This window comes from Streptomyces racemochromogenes (assembly GCF_039535215.1).
Lineage (GTDB): Bacteria > Actinomycetota > Actinomycetes > Streptomycetales > Streptomycetaceae > Streptomyces > Streptomyces racemochromogenes.
In genome coordinates, this window is sequence record NZ_BAAAWT010000001.1 from 568,154 (window position 1) to 586,396 (window position 18,243).

The following is an 18,243-nucleotide window of genomic DNA, read 5'->3' on the forward strand; positions in this document are numbered from 1 at the left end:
CGGGGTCGCAGTGGTCGGCGTGCCGCGTGGGCCTGCTCACGAGGAGGTCCCTTCCGGGGTGCGCGCGCCGAGGTAGCCGCGGGCGGCGGCCCGGCGCAGGGCCTCTGCCCTGGCGCCGGGGGCGTCCAGGGGTCCGTCCACCAGACCGGCGAAGCCGAGGGCGATCCGGTCGCCGCCGACGGGTACGAGACCCACCTCGACGTCGGCACCGGGGTCGAACCGGGTGGACGAGCCCGCGGCGACCGCCAGGCGCATCCCGTAGGCCGCGGCCCGGTCGAAGTCGAGGCGCGGGTTGGCCTCGAAGAAGTGGAAGTGCGAGGTCACGCTGACCGGGACGGCGGAGGTGTTGCGGACCGTGAGGGTGACCTCCGCTTCCGGTGCCACCACGCCGTCACCTGCGGGCAGGACCGCGCCCGGCGCGGCATCGCGGCGGGGGTGCTCCCCGAAGGGGTCGCTCACGGCCGCGAGCCGGCTGCCGTCCTCGAACACCGCCTCCACCATGACCTCGGTGACGATGTCCGCCACGCCCGGGAGCACGTCGTCGTGGCCGAGTACGGCGCGCCCGCGCTCCAGGGCCTCGGCGAGGCGGAGACCGTCGCGCGCCGCCTCGCACACCGCGTCCGCGATCAGCGCCGTGGCTTCCGGGACGTTCAGCTTCAGGCCCCGGGCGCGCCGGGCCCGGGCCAGTTCGGCGGTCGTGAACAGCAGCAGCCGGTCACGCTCGGTGGGGGTCAGGGGCATGGTGTCCTTCCTCCGGAGACGGGAGGGGGGTGGCGTGGTGCGGCGTGGCGTGGTGCGCCGGGGCGGAGTGCCGGAGGGCCGAAGGGGTACGCCCGTCCGGGTGCGGCGGCGCGGGGCGCCTCGTAGGCGCGGCGCGGGAAGTCCGCGGGGGATGCGGCCGGGGCCGGTCTGAACTTCACTCTGACACTGACTGAAAATTCAGTCAAGAGACGGGACGGAACAACGTCCCCGTCACTCACGGCGGGGACGAAGGGGGCTCAGCCCTGCTTGAGCCCGGCGAGTTCGGCGTCGATGGCGCCGAGCATCAGCTCGCGGGCGTGGCCGATGCGGATGCCGCCGCTGAGCCAGCGCATGCTGAGCCCTTCCAGCAGCGCGGTGAGCCGCTCGGCCGCGGCGGCGAGCGCCGAGGCCGGGACCATGGGCTGGACCTGGCCCAGCAGTGCGGCGACCTCCTGGACCCACACCAGGGTGGCGCGGGCGAGGTCCTCGCGGAGCACCTCGTCGAAGACGGCGCTGGCCCGCAGCTCGCCCCACGCCGCGCTGTTCTCCCGCACCTCGACGGTGTCCTGGAGCTCCAGCAGGAGGGTCTCCTCCAGTTCCTGGCGGGGCGAGAGCGGCGGCTCGGAGGGGTCGCGGTCGGTGGTGTACCGCTCGGCGCGGTCGTTGATGAACTCCAGGGTCTGGCGCAGGACCCCGGTGCGGTCCTTGAAGTGGTAGTAGATCAGGGCGGTGGACACCCCGGCCTCGGCCGCGAGTTCTTCCACGCGCAGCCCGCGGACCCCGCGCCGGGCGATCACCCGGGCGGCCGCTTCGAGGATCTGAGTGCTGCGAGACGCCATGTCCCGCACCTTACCGGGGTGCTCCCGGCCGGACGTAAGCGGCCCGTCACCGGGCGTTCGGGCCGCGGCGGGCGCGGCCCGCCCCCGGACCGGTGCGGCGCCCGCCCGCCGGGGCACCCCGGCGGGCATCAGAGGGCCGGCGGGACGGGGTGCGACTGCGTGGCGCAGTGGATGCCGCCGCCCCCGCTCGCTATGCCGTCGATGTCGACCTGGACCACCTGGCGGGCCGGGTAGGCGGCCTGGAGGATCGCGTAGGCCACGCCGTCGGCGTACGGGTCGCCGAACTGCGGGAGGACGACCGCGCCGTTGGGCGTGTAGTAGTTGGTGTAGCTCGACAGGAACTCCTCCCCCTTGCCCCGGATCCTGCCGCGGTCGGGGCCGGGGAGTTCGGTGATGGCCAGGCGTCGGCCGCGGGCGTCGGTCGCGCTCTCCAGTACGCGCCTGGTCTCCTCGTACACGGCGACCCACTTGGGGTCGGTGCCGGGGGCCGGGCGGTCCAGGATGACCTTCCCGGGGGCCGTGAAGCGGGCCAGGCAGTCGATGTGGCAGTCGGTGATGTCCTGGCCGGCCAGGCCCGGCACCCAGATCACCTTGTCCATGCCGAGGGAGGCGCGCAGGGCGTCCTCCACCTGCGCCTGGTCCATCCCGGGGTTGCGGTTGGGGTTGACGAGGGAGCTGACGGTGGCGAGCAGGGTGCCCTCGCCGTCGGTCTCCAGCGAGCCGCCCTCGCCGGTGAAACCGGCCCGGATCCGGCGCACCTGGTACTCGTCGAGGAGGATGCCGGCCGCCGCGGCGTCGTTGGCGAAGGGCTGGGCGTACTTCGTGCCCGTCTTGCCCCAGCCGTTGAAGTTGGTGTCCACACCGGCGACGGCGCCCGGGCCCACCACGAAGGTGGGGCCGAAGTCCCGGATCCAGAGGTCGTCGACCGGGATCTCGATCACGTCGACGGCGTACCGGGCGCCCCGGCCGCACAGGTGGCGGGCGTCGGCGGCCTGGCCGGGGCGGGCCAGGACGACCACCGGCTCGAACCGCGATATCGCGTGGGCGACCTCGGCGATGTCGGCGCGGACCCGCTCCAGCGGGCGGCCCCAGACCGAGGAGAGCGCGGGCCAGGCCATGTACGTGCGGACGTGCGGGTCCGTCTCGGCGGGCACGGTCAGCGCGGCGCCCGCGCTCGGGGCGGTCGCCGCCCGGGCGGCGGTGGTGGGGATGACCGGCGCGAGGACCGCCAGCGGTACGGCTGCCGCGCCGTACCGGAGGAGATTTCGGCGGGTGGTGCGGGACGTGTCCATGGTGCTCCCTGACGAGGAAGGGGCGGGGATGACGGGCATCCTTGCGTTAACTGAAAATTCAGTCAAGCAGCGGGTCCGGTGGATTCCGCTCGGTGGGGACCCGGCGCTCACTCACGGTGGTACTGGTCCACCAGGATCGTGACGGAGCCGTCCGCGGCCGCCTCCACGAGCCGGACGACGACGATGCGGTCGTGGTCGGGGCTGCGCACGCAGAACGGGCGCCGCTCCCCCAGGGCGCTGAAGGGCAGGGCGGTCACCGGCTTCGTGGCGATGCCCTGCTCGCAGTCGGCGGGTGTCGGCGCGGCGCCCTCGGCCAGGTGGACGTCCGAGGACTCCGAGGGGACGAAGGACCGGCCCTCCGGCGCCAGGTACCAGGTGGCCGTGTCGGCGGGAACCACCTTTCCGGCCTCCAGGTCGAACTCGTAGCCGGCGTCGGGGGCGGTGAGCCGGGCCCCCGTGTAGCCGGGCACGAAGCCGTCGGCACCGCCGCCGTCGGGCTCGGCGGTGTCGAACCAGTACAGGGCCGCGCCGCAGGCCGCGAGGGTCACGGCGGCCGTCGCGGCCACCGCCGGCAGGCGACCGCGGCCGCGCCGCCGCGCCGCCCTGCGTCCGCCGCCCCCCGCCTCCGGTACGGGGGTCGGCCCGGGCGCGGGCGCCACGGGGGCGGACGGGGCGGTCGGTGCGTGCGGGGCGGGTGGGGTGTACGGGGCCGGTGCGGCGGGCCGTACGGCGTCCCGCCCCGCGCCGACCTCCTCCTGCACCGGCCGCGGCAGCCACCCCTCGGTGAACTCCGGCCGCGGCCCGACACCGGGGTGGGCGTGGACGTACCCGATCAGCTCGGCGGTCGTGGGCCGGTCCGCCGGCTCCTTGGCCAGGCACCAGCGGACCAGCTGCTCCAGCTCGGCGGGGACCCGGGAGAGGTCGGGGTGCTCGTGGACCACCCGGTAGAGGGCCGTCGACTCCGGGCCGCCCCCGAAGGGCGGCTGCCCGCCCGCCACGTACGCGGTCAGCGCGCCGAGGGCGAAGACGTCGGTGGCGGGTGTCACCGGCCGGCCGAGGGCCTGCTCGGGCGCCATGAAGGCGGCGGTCCCGATCCGCAGTCCGGTGCCGGTCAGGGCGGCCGAGCCGGCCGCGTGCGCGATCCCGAAGTCGATCACCCGCGGGCCGTCGCCGGCGAGCAGTACGTTGGCCGGCTTGAGGTCGCGGTGGACCACGCCCGCGCCGTGGATGGCCTGGAGCGCCTCGGCGATGCCCGCGACGAGCAGCAGCACCGTGCGGCTCGGCAGCGGGCCGTGCCGGCGCACCACCTCGTCCAGCGAGGGACCCGGCACGTAGGCGGTGGCCAGCCACGGGGTGCGTTCGTCGACCCCGAAGTCGACCACCTGGGCCGTGAAGAGCCCGTGGATCCGGCGGGCGCTGGCCACCTCGCGGGCGAACCGCTCCCGGAAGGCCGGGTCCGCGGCGAACTCCCTGCGTACGGCCTTCAGCGCGATCGGGCGGCCGCCGGGGGTGTGGGCGAGGTAGACCTCCCCCATGCCGCCGGAGCCGAGCCGGGCGTGGAGGCGGTAGCCGCCGATCTCTCGGGGGTCGTCTGCGGACAGGGCCTGGTGGGCCGGCTGTACGCCGTAAGGCTGCACGGACATGCGGTGGCTCTTTCGGATATGCGGAAGTGACCGGATCGCATCGTCGCCCTAACTGGATTTTCAGTCAACGTGCGACAATGCGAGACGCGACATCGCCAGGAAGGATCACACCGTGACGGACCGCAGACGCGTCATCCTCGAAAGCGCCGCCCGGGTCATCGCACGCAGGGGCGTCCGGGGGCTGCGGGTGACGGAGCTGGCGGCGGAGGCGGGGGTCTCCACCGCCCTGGTCTACTACCACTTCCGGGACCGCCCCGGCATCCTGCGGCACGCCCTCGCCTTCATCGGGGACCGGGCCGACCGCTACACCGAGACCGGGCGGGACGCACTCCCGGCCGGTCCGGCCGGCGACCCCAGGGAGCGGCTGGAACGGATGCTGCTGCTGGAGGTCCAGGACCTGCCCGAGGTGCGCGAGAACAGCGCCGCCTGGGGGGAGCTGCGGGCCCACGCGGTGTTCGACCCGGAGCTGCGGGACGAGCTCGCCGCGGCCGGCGCCGCCTGGACGGCCGAGGTCGCGGAGCTGCTCGCCGGCGTGCACCCGGGGGCGCCCGCCGACGCCGTCACGGCCGCCGCGGAGCGGCTGACCGCCCTGCTGGAGGGGCTCAGCGTCCGCTGGCTGAGCGGGCTGACGCCGCCGGCGCACGCCCGCGAGCTGCTGCGGGCGGCGGTCCGGGTGGAGGCGGACCGGCTGGCACCGCCCCGCGCGTCGCGGTTTGACTGAAAATCCAGTCAGTGCCACAGTACCGACACGGGCCGTTCCGCTTTCCTGCCGAACGGCCGACCGCGGGGTTGACGCGCACCCTTGTGGTGAGAGCCCGGGGCCCGCCCCTGGTAGCGCCCCCGCGCCCGTCCCGGCGAGACGTTCCTGTCCCGCCGGTAAACGATCGGAGCCTCCCGTGACGAACCCGCCCCCCACCCGACGGACCGTCCTGCGCACCCTCTCCGGGCTCGGTGTCCTCGTCTTCGGCGCCGCCGCCTGCGGCCCGGCCGAGACCGCCCTGGGGTCCGGCGAACCCGCCGGCTCGGCCCAGTCCGCCTCCGGCACCGCCAAGCGCCGCCTGGGCGCCGAGTGGGAGAGCCACACCCGCACCTTCATGTCCTGGCCGGCCCTGGCCGCGGGGGTGTGGGAGGAGGACCTGCGCTACGTCCGCGAGGACATCGCCCGCATCGCCCGCGCGATCGGCGAGTACGAGGCCGTGGTCATGATGGCCCGCCCGGAGCAGGTGGCGGCCGCGCAGCAGGCCGTCGGCTCCCAGGTCGAGGTCATCCCGCTGGCCGTCGACGACCTCTGGGCCCGCGACACCGTCCCCGTCTTCGTCGAGGAGGGCGGCAAGGTCACCGGCGTCGACTTCAACTTCAACGGCTGGGGGAACAAGCAGAAGCACCCCAACGACGCCCAGGTCGGGCGGGCTCTGCTGCAGAAGTACAAGGTCCCCCGGGTGCAGGCGCCGCTGGTCGCGGAGGGCGGTTCGTTCGAGCCCGACGGCGAGGGCACGCTGCTGATCACCGAGAGCTCGATCGTCAACGACAACCGCAACCGCGGCAAGTCCCGCGACACCATCGAGGCCGAGCTGAAGCGGACCCTCGGCGTGGAGAAGGTCATCTGGCTGGCCGGCGTGCGCGGCGAGGACATCACCGACGCCCACGTCGACAGCCTCGTACGGTTCACCGAGCCCGGTGTGGTCCTGCTGGACCGCGCGCACCCCAGCACCCCGCCGGACTCCTGGTCGCGGTCGGCGGACCAGGCGAAGTCCGTCCTGTCGAAGGCCACGGACGCCCGGGGCCGGCGCTTCGAGATCATCGACCTCCCGCAGCCCGACCTGAACCGGATCACGGGGCACGGCGACGACTTCGTCTCCACCTACGCCAACTTCTACATCGCCAACGACGCGGTGTTCATGCCCAAGTTCGGCGACCGCGCGGCGGACGACCGCGCCCGCGGCATCCTCCGGGAGCACTTCCCCAAGCGCGACGTGGTGCCGGTCTCCATCGACACGATCGCCTCGGGCGGCGGCGGCATCCACTGCTCGACCCACGACCAGCCGGGCAAGCCCGCCGCCTGACGTACGCGTCGGTTCCGGATGATGCCGCCCTCGACCCCGCCGGCGTGCTGGACGTCGTCGGGGAAGTCCAGGCTCCAGCCGGCCGGGGCGCGGGGTCACGGCGTCAAGTGAGGCCCCGCGCACGGGGGATGACGCGGGGCCTCGCACACCACCATAGCGCGCCGCAGGCCGAGTGCGACGGGCGGCCCGGGTCATCGGCCGGGCCCGCTTCGGGGAACACCGTCCCGAGGGGGCGTGACCCGCGCGCCGGTCGCCGGCCCCAGGGGGCGTCGGGCGTGCCAGCATGGGGGTGCGTTCCGGCGTCACCAGAGTGAGGACAAGGACCTTGAGCAGCTGCGCGCCCCGTGCCGGGCGCTCCCGCGAGGACGGGCTTCCGGCGGAGACCGCCCGGCCGCCGCTCGCTGCCGCCGCGCACGCCGGCGCCGCCTCGTGAGCGGCCCCCGGCAGGACCCGCTGCGCGACCCGGCCTTCTTCAACGACCCCTACCCGGCCTACGAGCGGCTGCGCCGGGAGTGCCCCGTCCAGCGGATCACCACCGGTTCCGGCGGCCACCACGCGTACCTGGTCACCGGCCACGCCGAGGCCCGGCAGGCGTTCACCGACCCCGGCCTGTCCAAGGACACGGCCCGGTTCTTCGCCGGCCGGCCCTCGGACCGCGACCTGCACCCCGCCGTCTCCCGCACCATGCTGTCGAGCGACCCGCCCGTCCACACCCGCCACCGCCGGGTGGCGACGCCCCTGTTCACCACCGGCCGGGTCCGCGCGCTGCGCCCGTTCATCACCCGGGTCGTGGACGACCTCACGTCGGCATGGGAGCCGGGCGCGGAGATCGACCTGGTGGCCGGCCTGGCCGTCCCCCTCCCGGTCACCGTCGTCTGCGAACTGCTGGGCGTACCCGAAGCCGACCGCGCCGGCCTCGCCGCGTGGTCCCACGACCTCTTCGACGCCACGGACACCGCCCGCGTCGACGCGGCCTCGCACCGCATCGGCGACCACCTCACCGCCCTCCTCGACCGGGCCCGCACCACCCCGGGGGACGGCCCGCTCCACTCCTTCCTCCGCGACTGCGACGAGGGCGGCCTCGACCGGGACGAGGCCGTCTCGCTGGCCGCCCTGCTCCTGGTGGCCGGGCACGAGACCACCACCCACTTCATCGGCAACGCCGTCCTGGCCCTGCTCCGGCACCCGGAGGCGTTCGAACGGCTGCGCCGGGACCCGGACCTGATCCCCGGCGCCCTCGACGAACTCCTGCGCCACGACTCCCCGGTGGGCGTGGCCACCTTCCGCCACAGCACGCGGGACCTGAGCATCGGCGGGACTGTCGTCCCGGCCGGCCATCCGGTCCTCATCGCCCCCGGGGCCGCCAACCGCGACCCGGCCGCCTTCCCCGCCCCGGACCGCCTGGACCTCGACCGCGACGCCGGCGCCCACCTCGCCTTCGGCCACGGCGTCCACCGCTGCCCGGGCGCCCCCCTGGCCCGGGCCGAGGCGGAAACCGCCCTGCGCACCCTCCTGACCCGTTTCCCGGACAGCCGCCTGGCCGTCCCCCCGGAATCCCTGACCTGGCGCCGGACCCGCCTCACCCGGGGCCTGGCCGCCCTCCCCCTCGTCCTGGCCTGACCCGCAGGGCCCACAGCCGCCCGGCCAGGACGGCCGCCGAGGCGGCGAACAGGCATGCGGTGATCAGCAGCCACCGCCCGAGGAACACGTCGGACGGCAGGCCGGTGGCGGCCGTGTAGGGGCCGACCTCCCCGAGCACCAGCGGCCAGTACACGAGCAGCAGGACCCCGGAGACGAAGGCCGGCACCCGCACGTGGTTCACGCCGGCCCGGGGCGGGCGCGCCCCCGGCCCGGCCCCGCGGCCGAGGAGCCGCTGGACGGCCAGGTCGGCGACCGCGTACAGGGGCAGCAGGACGAGGTCGTGCAGGAGCGCGGCCCCGACGAACCACAGGGCCACGCCGAGGGCGTCCCCTTCGAGCAGGCGCAGGCCCGCGTAGCAGGCCAGGGCGAAGGAGGCGAGGACGAGGAGCAGGTGGAGCGGGGAAGCCCCGTAGCGGTGCCGGAAGGGGCTTACGGCGGAGTCGGCGGGCGGCGGCTTCACGAAGGCTCCCCGAAGGTCAGGCGGGTGACCCACTTGGTGTTGTGGACCCCGGGGGCGCCGGGCACGATCACCCGGGCCGGGTAGCCGTGGTCGGGGGACAGGACCGCCCCGTTGACCCGGACGGCCAGCAGCGAGCGCGCGTCGCGGACCTGGCCGCCGCTCAGCACGACGGAGGCGAACGAGCCGCCCCGCTGGACGGACTCCACCAGGACCTGCGGAGCGTGCGCGCCCAGCCCCACGAGCGCGGCCAGGTCGGTCAGGCGGACACCGCTCCAGTGCTGGTCGGCGGTCGACCAGCCCTCCACGCAGGCGATGGGCAGCAGCGCCTCGTTCTGCGGCAGGCCGAGCAGCCGGTCGTAGGTGAGGTCGACCTGGCGGCCCGCACCGCGCACGGTCAGCCGCCAGGCCGGACCGGTGTCGCTGGGGCGGATGCCCACGGAGGCGGCCGTCTTGTTGATCTGGAAGCCGTTGGGGCCGGGGCCCGGTTCCTGTCCGTGCGGGGCCAGCAGCGCCGTCCGGCGGAACCACCCGCCCACGCTCTGCCCCGCCGTCACGGCGAACAGCGCGAACGCACCCAGCCCGACCATGCCCAGCGCGCCCCGCCGCGAGATCGTCGGGGCGGCCGGGCGGGGCGCGACCAGGCCGGCCGCCTCCTCGCTGTCCGGGTCCGGCTGCCGCGGCCCCGCGCGCAGCGCCCGCACGGCCCGTCCCAGCCGGAACGCCACGTGGACGGCGAAGGCGCCGGTGAACACCCAGGCCCCGTAGAAGTGGAGCGTGTAGAAGGAGCCCGGGAAGACGTACTTGAGCTGCGTGTTGAGGATGCCGGTCGCGAACTCGAATCCGGCGCCGCCCACCAGCAGGAGCAGCGAGAGCCGCTCGGCGGCCTGGGCGGGCGACCGCACGGGGGGCCAGGCGAAGAGCTTCGGGATCACCGACCACAGCTTCGCCAGGAGCACCGGCACGAGCACCACGCCGAGGGTGACGTGCACGCCCTGGGTGACCCGGTAGAGCCAGTGGGGAGAGGTCGGCCAGGAGAAGAGGTAGAAGCCGAGCCATCCCTTGCCGGGGGTCTGGTCGTTGACCGCCGCGAGGTCCGGTTCGTACGCGGCGTACGACAGCAGGCCGGTGACGAACAGGATCGGGATGCCGAGGAGCAGGACGGTCCCGAACACCGCGGTCAGCCAGGGGCCGCGGAGCGGGCTGCGCCAGAACTCCGGGCGGAACGGGCCCCCGGGGGTGGGTGCCGCGCCGCTCTTCGCTGCCATGGGGTGTCTCCTCGGGTCGTGCGGTCGCGGGTTCACCGGGCTTCCCCCGCCGGGGAGGGCGTGCCGGTCGTACGGTCGGAGGTGGTGCGGCGTCCGCGGGGCCGCCGGCGCGCCGCCCAGCCGCAGAGGACGGCGAGCGCGGCGGCGGCGTACGCGGCCGTGCCGGCGTCCGGGACGACCCGGCCCGTGAGGTAGGCGGCCGCGCCGGCCACCGCGACGCCGAGCCACTCCCAGCGCCCGTCGAGCGCCACCAGGGCGATCAGCAGGAGGGCGTACCAGGAGTAGCCGGGGGTGGTCAGGAGGAAGGCGGTCCCGGTGACCAGGAGGGCTCCGCTCCACGGTCGCCCGGGGTCGCCCCGCCGCATCACGTACAGGCTGACGGCGAGCATGCCCGCGGCGACGGCGGGCACGGCCCAGGAGTCGGGGAGCAGCAGGCGCAGGAGGGCGTAGCGGTTGCCGGCGGAGGCGTCCTGGTAGCCCTCCTCGTCGGCGTAGCCGCCGAGGTAGCCGAGGACGGAGGAGCGGGAGAGCAGGACGTACGGCAGGTAGAGGGCGGTGAGCACCGCGGCGGCGGGGAGCAGGGTGGCGGCGGCGTCGCGGGGGCGGCGTACGCCGGACAGCGCGCCGGGGACCAGGACGGCCGGCAGGAGCTTGGCCCCGACGGCCAGGCCGAGCACGGCGCCGCCCAGGGCCCGGTGGCGGACCGTCAGCCCCAGGGCGAGGACGGACAGCAGGACGGCGAGGGCGTCGGCGTGGGCGTTGTTGACGGCTTCGACGGCGACCGCCGGGCACCAGGCCCAGTAGGCCGCGGTACGGGGGTCCCCGCGGCGGCGCAGGACGCGCAGCAGGACCAGGGTGGTGGTGACGGCGAGGAGGGCGCCGCCCGTCTGGAGGGCCTTGTGGCGCACCGCGTCGGGTGAGAGGGCGTGGACGAGGAGGAAGTACAGCTCGCCGGCCGGGGGGTAGACGGTGTGCACGCCGGGGCGGTTGATGCGGGTGCAGACCCCCTCGGACACCGGGGCGAGGTCCGGCTCGCCGCACGCCGTCCCGGTGGGGAACAGCCAGTCGTCGCGGTACGGCAGCAGGGCGGGGTCGGCGGGGGCGTGGTCGTAGGGGGAGATGCCCGCCGCCTGTACGCGGCCGTCCCAGGCGTAGCGGAACGAGTCGGTGCTGGTGCGGGGCGGGGCGCCGAGGCCCGTCAGGGCGACGGCGATGCCGCCGGCGAGGACGAGGACGGTGGCGTGCCGGGCGGGTACCCGGCGCAGGGACCACACGGCGGCCGCGAACAGCGCCCAGCAGGCGGCGTACAGCCAGGACAGGCCGGCCGGGTCGGCGAAGTAGCCGTCCTCGCGCACGGTGAGGACGAGCAGGCCGGCCAGGGCGGTCAGCAGGACGGCGGTGACGGCCGTGGCGCGCCGCGGGACGGCGGTGGGCGGCCGGGTCACGGCGCGGCTCCGGCGGGGGCGGGGGCCGCGGCGCGGCGCCGGGGGCCGGGGACGAGTTCGGCGAAGGGCCGGCCGGCCAGCGTCCAGCTGCGGACGGTGCGCCAGCCGGCGGCCTCGGCGTGGTCCCGCAGGGCCCGGATGCCGACCCGGGCCCACGGGAAGGGGGTGCCGAGGGTGCCGCGTCCGTCGTCGAGGCGCACCTCGCACCGCTCGTCCACTTCGACGGGCGCGGCCTCGGCTACCAGGCGGCCGCCGGGGGCGAGCAGGTCCGCGGTGCGTTCCAGGAGCGCGGCGGGGTCTCCGCCGATGCCGATGTTGCCGTCGATCAGCAGGGCGGTGTTCCAGCGGCGTTCGCCGGGGAGGGGGTCGAAGACGGAGCGGCACAGTGCCGTTCCGCCGCGACGCGCGGTCCGGGTCACGGCGGCGGGGGTCACGTCGATGCCGAGCGCGCGGTGGCCGCGTCCGGCCAGCGCCGCGACGAGCCGGCCTGGACCGCAGCCGATGTCGAGGACGGCTCCGTGGCAGCGGGCGAGCACGCTCTCGTCGGCGGCGTCGGTCCCGGCACACCACCGTTCGACGTCCAGGGGCAGCAGCCACCCGTCCGACCTGCGCAGGAAGAGGGGCCCCCGGCCGGCGCGCAGGGCCAGCACGTAGGGATCGTCCCGCCACGCCGGCCCACCCGCGACACGTGCCGGGGCCGCGGACGCGGCGCGGGAGGCAGGCGCGGCCGCAGGCGCGGGCGCGGTACGGGACGCAGGCGCGGGCGCAGGCGCGGGCGCGGTACGGGACGCGGGCGCGGGCGCCGAGCGGGGCGCGGGTGGGGGCCCGGGTGTGACCGCCGTGTGGGGCGGGGGTGGGGAGGTGGCGGGGGTGGTCATCGGGTCACCGCCGTGTCGGCGCTCAGGCGCCGGTGGCAGGTGGCGAAGCGGCCGGTCGGGGCGAGGGCGGCCACCTCGGCGGCGTCGGCGGCGGTGTCCACGTCGCGGAGCCGGGGCAGCAGCCCGGTGCGCAGTCCGGCCGCGCGCAGCCGCTCGTACTGCACCGCCCCGGTGTCGGGTGCGGACATGGGTACGCCGAGCAGCAGGGCCGGGTCGGGCGCCGCCAGGCCCAGGGCCCAGAACCCACCGTCGGCTGCGGGGCCGAACCAGGCGTCGTACGCGTCGAATTCCAGCGCCGGCGCCAGGTGCGCCGGGGTGACCTGCGGGGTGTCCATGCCGATCAGCAGCGCCGGGCCGGTGCAGCCGGCGAACGCGGCCGCGAGCCGTTCGTCGAGGCCCCCGCCGCTCTGCGGCACCACCTCGAAGCCGGGCGGCAGCCACCGCCCCGGGGCACCGTCCAGGACCAGCACGTGCCGGCCGGCCGGGGTGGCGGCGACGGCGGCCAGGGTGTCGGCGAGCGCGGCCTCGGCCAGGGCAGCCGCCTGCCCGGGGCTGAACGGCGGGGTGAGCCGGGTCTTGACCCGGCCGGGCACGGGCGCTTTGGCGATCACGAGCAGGCTGGTCACCTGGCGCCCCCGGACCGCTCGGTGCGGGCGGCTCCCGCGGGGGCGTACGGCGGCTCGGCGAGCACCGCGCGCATGTCGCGGACGGCCTGCCAGGTCCCCCGCCAGGTGCCGGTGACCTTGGACCTGCCGCTGCGCGGCAGGTAGGGCACGTCCTCCTCGCGCACCCGCCAGCCGGCGTCGGCGGCGCGCACGACCATCTGCAGGGGGTAGCCGGAACGCCGGTCGGTCAGTTCCAGGCGCAGGAGGTCCTCGCGGCGCGTCGCCCGCAGCGGGCCGAGGTCGTGCAGGCGCAGGCCGGTGCGGCGGCGCAGCATCCGGGCCAGGGCGAGGTTGCCCGCCCGGGCGTGCGCCGGCCAGGCGCCCCGGCCGCGGGGGCGGCGGCGGCCGAGCACGAGGTCGGCCTCCCCCGCGGCGACGGCCCGGACGAACCCGCTCAGCAGGCCGGGGTCGAGGGAGGCGTCGCAGTCGCAGAAGCAGACGTACTCGGCCTCCGCGGCCAGGAGTCCGGCGTGGCAGGCGGCGCCGAAGCCGCGCCGGGGCTCCTGGACGACGGTGGCGCCGAGGGCGCGGGCGAGGTCGGCGGACCCGTCGGTGGACCCGTTGTCCACGACCAGGGCCCGCCAGCCGGCGGGGATGCGGGCGAGTACCCAGGGCAGGGCCCCGGCCTCGTTCAGGCAGGGCAGGACGACGTCCACGGAGATTTCGGTCACGACTGCCACCGTAGGAATTCCCCGGGGACATAGCGGACATCGACTCCTTACGAAACGCGGACGTCGGCCGTCCGGGGTCGGGCCGCCGGGGACGGGAGGGGGCCGGCGGTGGGAGGCTTGCCTTCATGAGCACGACCGCGAGCACGACCGCGAGCACGACCGCGAGCACGACCACGACGGCGACCCCGAGCACGCCCCCGCCCGTCCCGCCAGCCCGGGTCCTCGTCGTCGACGACGACCCCACCGTCGCCGAGGTCGTCACCGGCTACCTGCGCCGGGCCGGCCACGACGTCGGGCACGCCGCCGACGGCCCCGCCGCCCTCGACGCCGCCGCCCGGTGCGCCCCGGACCTGGTCGTCCTCGACCTGATGCTGCCCGGGATCGACGGGCTGGAGGTGTGCCGGCGGCTGCGCGCCGAGCGTCCCGTTCCGGTGATCATGCTGACGGCGCGCGGCGACGAGGACGACCGGATCGCCGGGCTGGAGCTCGGCGCGGACGACTACGTCACGAAGCCCTTCAGCCCGCGCGAGCTGGTCCTGCGCGTCGAGTCCGTGCTGCGCCGCAGCCGGGCCGCGACGCCGGGGCCCGCCGGGCGGGGTCTGCTGACCGGGGCGGGGATCCGGCTGGACCCGCGGACCCGCCGGGCCGACCGGAACGGCCGGGAACTCACGCTCACGCTGCGGGAGTTCGACCTCCTGGCGTACTTCCTCACCCAGCCCGGCCGGGCCCACGGGCGGGAGGAGCTGATGCGGGACGTGTGGGGCTGGGACTTCGGCGACCTGTCCACCGTGACCGTCCACGTACGCCGCCTGCGCGCCAAGATCGAGGACGACCCGGCGGCGCCCCGGCTCATCCAGACCGTCTGGGGCGTCGGGTACCGCTTCGACGCGGGCGGGGAGGAGGGGTCCCGGTGAAGGACGTCCTGCTGATCGCGGCCTTCGCGTTCGGGGGCGCGGCCTGCGCCGGCCTGCTCGGCGCGGTCGCGCTGCGCCTGCTGCGGCACCGGTCCGTCACCGTCTCCCTGGCCGTCGTCGCCGCGGTCGCCGTGGCCGCCATGCTCGCCGGCACCCTCGCCGTCGCCCGGGCGATGTTCCTCTCCCCCCACGACCTGAGCGTCGTCACCCTCGTGGCCGCCATGGCCGCCGTCGTGTCGCTGGCCACCGCGTTGCTGCTGGGCCGCTGGGTGGTGGCCCGCAGCCGCGAACTCGCCCGCGCGGCACGGGACTTCGGCGAAGGCGGCAGCTTCGCCGCACCCCCGGCCCGGGCCACCGCGGAACTGGCCGCCGTCACCCGGGAGCTGGCCGCCACCAGCGCCCGGCTCGCGGCCTCCCGGGAGCGCGAGCGCGCCCTGGAGTCCTCCCGCCGCGAGCTCGTCGCCTGGATCTCCCACGACCTGCGCACCCCGCTGGCCGGACTGCGGGCGATGGCCGAGGCCCTGGAGGACGGGGTAGCGGCCGACCCCGCCCGCTACCACCGGCAGATCCGTACCGAGGTCGAACGCCTCGGCTCCATGGTCGGCGACCTCTTCGAGCTCTCCCGCATCCACGCCGGTGCCCTGGAGCTGACTCCCAGCCGGGTCTCGTTCCGGGACCTGGCGGCCGACGCCCTCCTCGGCGCCGACCCGCTGGCCCGCGAGCGGGGGGTGCGGCTGTGCGGCGAGGACATCTCCCACGTCCCGGTCGAGGTGGACGGCAAGGAGATGACCCGGGTCCTGACGAACCTGCTCGTCAACGCCATCCGCCACACCCCGGCCGACGGCACCGTGGCCGTGCGCGTCGACCGGCACGAGGACACCGCCGTGCTGTCGGTCACCGACGGCTGCGGCGGCATCCCCGAGGAGGACCTGCCCAAGGTGTTCGACACCGGCTGGCGCGGGAACCGGGCCCGTACGCCCCCTGCCGGTGCCGGGCTCGGGCTGGCGATCGTACGGGGCATCGTCGAGGCCCACGCCGGGCGGGCCCGGGTCCACAACGTGCCCGGCGGCTGCCGCTTCGAGGTCACCCTGCCGCTCGCCACCGCGAACACCTGACCGGGGCCGCCGCCGGGGCCTAACCGGCCCCGGCTGAGGCCCGCTGCCCGGCCCGCGCGAACTCGGCCATGCCCTGCGCGAACCCGACCTCGGGACGCCAGCCCAGCTCCCGCCGCAGCCGGGAGGAGTCCGCCGTGACGTGCCGGACGTCGCCCAGCCGGAACTCCCCCGTCACCACGGGCGCCGGGCCTCCGTGCTCCGCGGCGAGCGCGGCGGCCATCTCCCCCACGGTGTGCGGGTCGCCGCTGCCGACGTTGTACGCCCGGTGGCCGCCGTCCGGCGGGCCCGCGAGGCCGGCCAGGGCGGCCGCGTTGGCCCGGGCGACGTCCCGTACGTGGACGAAGTCCCGCCGCTGCCCACCGTCCTCGAAGACCCGCGGGGCCTCGCCCCGGGCCAGGGCGGACCGGAAGAAGGAGGCGACGCCCGCGTACGGGGTGTCCCGCGGCATGCCCGGCCCGTACACGTTGTGGTACCGCAGCGACACGGCCGTACCTCCGGTCGACCGCGCCCAGGCGGCGGCCAGGTGCTCCTGCGCGAGCTTGGTCGTCGCGTAGACGTTCCGCGGATCCGCCGGCGCGTCCTCGTCCACCAGCCCCGGGACGAGCGCGTCCCCGCAGCGCGGACAACGGGGCTCGAACCGGCCCGCCTCCAGGTCCGCGGCCGCCCGCGGCCCCGGCCGCACCACCCCGTGCCCGGCGCACTCGTACCGCCCCTCCCCGTACACCACCATCGAGCCGGCCTGTACGAACCTGCGCACCCCGGCCCGGGCCGTCGCGGCCAGCAGCACCGCCGTCCCCAGGTCGTTGCAGGCGACGTACTCCGGCGCGTCCGCGAAGTCCTTCCCCAGGCCCACCATGGCGGCCTGGTGGCACACGGCGTCCACGCCGCGCAGCGCGCGCCCCACCGCCTCCGCGTCCCGGACGTCGCCCCGGACGAACTCGGCGTCCGGCAGCCGGGGGGCCCGCGGATGGGCGGCCGGCAAGAGCGCGTCCAGCACCACCGGGGTGTGTCCCCCGGCGGCCAGGACGGCGACCACGTGCGAGCCGATGAACCCGGCTCCTCCTGTGACGAGTACGCGCATGCCCGGCACGCTACGGAACCGGGACCCCGGCGGACGGCTCCCGCACCGTGCCGTAAGACTTCCGTCACCCTTCCCCCCGGGATGTCCGCTTCGGGGAACCCGACAGGCCCGACCAGCCTCCCATTCCGGAAAATATCCGGCGCGAACGCCCTCTGGCAGATGTTTTTGCGGTGATCCATTGACCGGGGCCGAAGCGCACGGATAGAAAGATCACGATCAGGGCCGCGATCCGGTCCAACACAGCACTGCCCCGGGGGAATTCGCTTTGCCGCACACAGATGCACTTCGTCCTGCCCGCGTCCTCGTGGTCGAACCCGCCTCCTCCGGGGGCGCCACCCTGATCGGCGTCGCCGCCGAGATGGGGCTGCGGGTCGTCGTCGCCACCGCCGACTCCGGCGACCGCCGGCTCTCCGACGCCGTGCGCGCGGCGGCCGATTCGGTGCTGACGGTGGAGACCAACGACCAGGCCGCCCTCGAAGCGGCCGTGCTCGAACTGCACCGGGCCGAGCCGTTCGAGGCGGTGCTGCCGGGCTCCGACATCTACGTGGTGGCGACCGCGCGCGTCGCCGCGGCGCTGGGCCTGCCCGGCCTGCCCGTGGCCACCGTCGACCGGGTCCGTGACAAGAGCGTCATGCGGGCCGCCGTGGCGGAGGCCGGGCTGCGCACCCCGCGCTTCGCCCAGGCCACCACCGACGCCGAACTGCGCGCCGCGGCCGAACGGGTCGGCTTCCCCTGCGTGCTGAAGCCGGTCGCCTGCTCCGGCAGCATCCACGTCAGCCGCGCGGACGACCTCGACCAGCTCACCGCCGCGTTCCAGCGGCTCGTGACCGACCCGGAGCCCGACATGGGCAAGCTGCACGAGCACCGGGTGCTCGTAGAGGAGTACGTCCAGGGGCCCGAGTTCAGCGCCGACGGCTACGTCCTGGACGACGGCCGGGTCACCGTCGTCGCCCTCAGCCGCACGCTGCTCGGCCCCGAGCCCGACTTCGTGGAGATGGGCCACCTCACCCCGGCCCTGGTCGACGACGCCACCCTGAAGAGCGTCGAGGCCTACGTCGGCGACGTCGTCCGCGCGGTCGGCATCACCAGCGGCCCCTTCCACTGCGAGCTGCGCCTGGCCGCCGACGGTCCGGTGCTCATCGAGATCGGCGCCCGGCTGCCGGGCGACCGGATCGTGGAGCTGCTGCGGCTCGTGACCGGCGTCTCCCTGCCCAGGGTGGCCGTCGCCACCGCGCTCGGTCTCGGCCCGGAGGCGGTCGGCGCCTTCGCACGGCCGGAGGCCGAGAGCGCCGGCATCCGCTTCTTCTCCGCCGCGGGCCGCTCCTCGTACCGGGAGCTCTCCGGGTGGGCGGAGCTGGAGGCCATGCCGGAAGTCCTGGAGACCGCCGTGTACTTCGCGCCGGGCGAGACCATCCCGGGCGTCGAGGACTGCCGCTCGCGCCTGGGCCACGCCCTGTTCACCGCCGGCTCCCCGCAGGGCGCCGTCGACCGCTGGCAGGCGCTCGGCGACCTCGTCGTCCCGGCCTGACC

The 18,243-nt window shown here is 76.0% G+C and carries 17 protein-coding genes; 6 read left to right on the plus strand and 11 right to left on the minus strand.

The features are described 5' to 3' along the window. Window positions 1–36: 36 nt before the first annotated feature. From ureA to ABD973_RS02685, 4 genes are all read right to left on the minus strand, one after another. Window positions 37–741 (minus strand): urease subunit gamma, encoded by a 705-nt coding sequence (ureA, locus tag ABD973_RS02670; RefSeq protein ID WP_125823404.1) that lies wholly within the window; start codon window positions 739–741, stop codon window positions 37–39. A gap of 257 nt (window positions 742–998) precedes the next feature. Beyond that, window positions 999–1,580: a TetR/AcrR family transcriptional regulator gene (locus tag ABD973_RS02675; protein ID WP_185899817.1), complete on the minus strand. Its 582-nt coding sequence runs from the start codon at window positions 1,578–1,580 to the stop codon at window positions 999–1,001. A gap of 128 nt (window positions 1,581–1,708) precedes the next feature. Beyond that, a complete protein-coding gene (locus ABD973_RS02680) occupies window positions 1,709–2,872 on the minus strand; it encodes an agmatine deiminase family protein (protein ID WP_125823403.1) in 1,164 nt (387 codons plus the stop codon). Window positions 2,873–2,979: 107 nt separating this feature from the next. After that, window positions 2,980–4,515 carry a serine/threonine-protein kinase gene (locus tag ABD973_RS02685; protein WP_345498166.1) on the minus strand — a complete coding sequence of 512 codons (1,536 nt, stop codon included), beginning with the start codon at window positions 4,513–4,515 and terminating at the stop codon, window positions 2,980–2,982. A gap of 112 nt (window positions 4,516–4,627) precedes the next feature. Between ABD973_RS02685 and ABD973_RS02690 the strand changes: the two genes are divergently transcribed. From ABD973_RS02690 to ABD973_RS02700, 3 genes are all read left to right on the plus strand, one after another. Next, window positions 4,628–5,236 carry a TetR/AcrR family transcriptional regulator gene (locus tag ABD973_RS02690; protein WP_125823402.1) on the plus strand — a complete coding sequence of 203 codons (609 nt, stop codon included), beginning with the start codon at window positions 4,628–4,630 and terminating at the stop codon, window positions 5,234–5,236. Between the two features lie 175 nt (window positions 5,237–5,411). Next, window positions 5,412–6,578: an agmatine deiminase family protein gene (locus ABD973_RS02695; RefSeq protein ID WP_345498168.1), complete on the plus strand. Its 1,167-nt coding sequence runs from the start codon at window positions 5,412–5,414 to the stop codon at window positions 6,576–6,578. A 429-nt stretch (window positions 6,579–7,007) separates the two neighbouring features. Beyond that, entirely contained in the window at window positions 7,008–8,198 is a 1,191-nt protein-coding gene (locus tag ABD973_RS02700; RefSeq protein WP_345498170.1) for a cytochrome P450 family protein, read from the plus strand. Here the strand turns inward: ABD973_RS02700 and ABD973_RS02705 are convergent. The 6 genes from ABD973_RS02705 to ABD973_RS02730 all read right to left on the minus strand — a co-directional run bounded on the left by ABD973_RS02705 (window position 8,158) and on the right by ABD973_RS02730 (window position 13,603). Continuing rightward, on the minus strand, window positions 8,158–8,679 hold the full coding sequence (locus ABD973_RS02705) for a hypothetical protein (RefSeq protein ID WP_345498172.1): 522 nt from the start codon (window positions 8,677–8,679) through the stop codon (window positions 8,158–8,160). The genes ABD973_RS02700 and ABD973_RS02705 overlap by 41 nt on opposite strands. Further along, on the minus strand, window positions 8,676–9,944 hold the full coding sequence (locus tag ABD973_RS02710) for a molybdopterin-dependent oxidoreductase (protein ID WP_125823398.1): 1,269 nt from the start codon (window positions 9,942–9,944) through the stop codon (window positions 8,676–8,678). Before ABD973_RS02710 ends, ABD973_RS02705 begins: the two co-directional genes overlap by 4 nt. Window positions 9,945–9,976: 32 nt before the next feature. Continuing rightward, entirely contained in the window at window positions 9,977–11,389 is a 1,413-nt protein-coding gene (locus ABD973_RS02715; protein WP_345498176.1) for a glycosyltransferase 87 family protein, read from the minus strand. After that, a complete protein-coding gene (locus ABD973_RS02720) occupies window positions 11,386–12,039 on the minus strand; it encodes a class I SAM-dependent methyltransferase (RefSeq protein WP_241253456.1) in 654 nt (217 codons plus the stop codon). The genes ABD973_RS02715 and ABD973_RS02720 overlap by 4 nt, the downstream gene beginning before the upstream one ends. Before the next feature lie 224 nt (window positions 12,040–12,263). After that, complete coding sequence (locus ABD973_RS02725) at window positions 12,264–12,893, minus strand: TIGR04282 family arsenosugar biosynthesis glycosyltransferase (RefSeq protein ID WP_345498179.1); 630 nt, start codon at window positions 12,891–12,893, stop codon at window positions 12,264–12,266. Further along, window positions 12,890–13,603 carry a glycosyltransferase family 2 protein gene (locus ABD973_RS02730; RefSeq protein ID WP_386381829.1) on the minus strand — a complete coding sequence of 238 codons (714 nt, stop codon included), beginning with the start codon at window positions 13,601–13,603 and terminating at the stop codon, window positions 12,890–12,892. The genes ABD973_RS02725 and ABD973_RS02730 overlap by 4 nt, the downstream gene beginning before the upstream one ends. Before the next feature lie 125 nt (window positions 13,604–13,728). On the opposite strand from ABD973_RS02730, the gene ABD973_RS02735 reads away from it, so the two are divergent. Together ABD973_RS02735 and ABD973_RS02740 are read left to right on the plus strand one after the other, a co-directional pair. After that, complete coding sequence (locus ABD973_RS02735) at window positions 13,729–14,517, plus strand: response regulator transcription factor (RefSeq protein WP_345498183.1); 789 nt, start codon at window positions 13,729–13,731, stop codon at window positions 14,515–14,517. Continuing rightward, window positions 14,514–15,632 carry a sensor histidine kinase gene (locus ABD973_RS02740; protein ID WP_125823392.1) on the plus strand — a complete coding sequence of 373 codons (1,119 nt, stop codon included), beginning with the start codon at window positions 14,514–14,516 and terminating at the stop codon, window positions 15,630–15,632. The genes ABD973_RS02735 and ABD973_RS02740 overlap by 4 nt, the downstream gene beginning before the upstream one ends. A 19-nt stretch (window positions 15,633–15,651) precedes the next feature. On the opposite strand, the gene ABD973_RS02745 is transcribed toward ABD973_RS02740, so the two are convergent. Next, a complete protein-coding gene (locus ABD973_RS02745) occupies window positions 15,652–16,713 on the minus strand; it encodes an NAD-dependent epimerase/dehydratase family protein (RefSeq protein WP_125823391.1) in 1,062 nt (353 codons plus the stop codon). Window positions 16,714–16,978: 265 nt separating this feature from the next. Here ABD973_RS02745 and ABD973_RS02750 point away from each other — a divergent pair, with 265 nt between their 5' ends. After that, on the plus strand, window positions 16,979–18,241 hold the full coding sequence (locus tag ABD973_RS02750; protein WP_125823390.1) for an ATP-grasp domain-containing protein: 1,263 nt from the start codon (window positions 16,979–16,981) through the stop codon (window positions 18,239–18,241). Window positions 18,242–18,243: the final 2 nt, after the last annotated feature.

Bases quoted from the DNA above. Each gene is read 5' to 3' on its own strand.
- ureA (WP_125823404.1), bottom strand. From the start codon at position 741: ATGCCCCTGACCCCCACCGAGCGTGACCGGCTGCTGCTGTTCACGACC.
- ABD973_RS02675 (WP_185899817.1), bottom strand. From the start codon at position 1,580: ATGGCGTCTCGCAGCACTCAGATCCTCGAAGCGGCCGCCCGGGTGATC.
- ABD973_RS02680 (WP_125823403.1), bottom strand. From the start codon at position 2,872: ATGGACACGTCCCGCACCACCCGCCGAAATCTCCTCCGGTACGGCGCG.
- ABD973_RS02685 (WP_345498166.1), bottom strand. From the start codon at position 4,515: ATGTCCGTGCAGCCTTACGGCGTACAGCCGGCCCACCAGGCCCTGTCC.
- ABD973_RS02710 (WP_125823398.1), bottom strand. From the start codon at position 9,944: ATGGCAGCGAAGAGCGGCGCGGCACCCACCCCCGGGGGCCCGTTCCGC.
- ABD973_RS02735 (WP_345498183.1), top strand. From the start codon at position 13,729: ATGAGCACGACCGCGAGCACGACCGCGAGCACGACCGCGAGCACGACC.
- ABD973_RS02745 (WP_125823391.1), bottom strand. From the start codon at position 16,713: ATGCGCGTACTCGTCACAGGAGGAGCCGGGTTCATCGGCTCGCACGTG.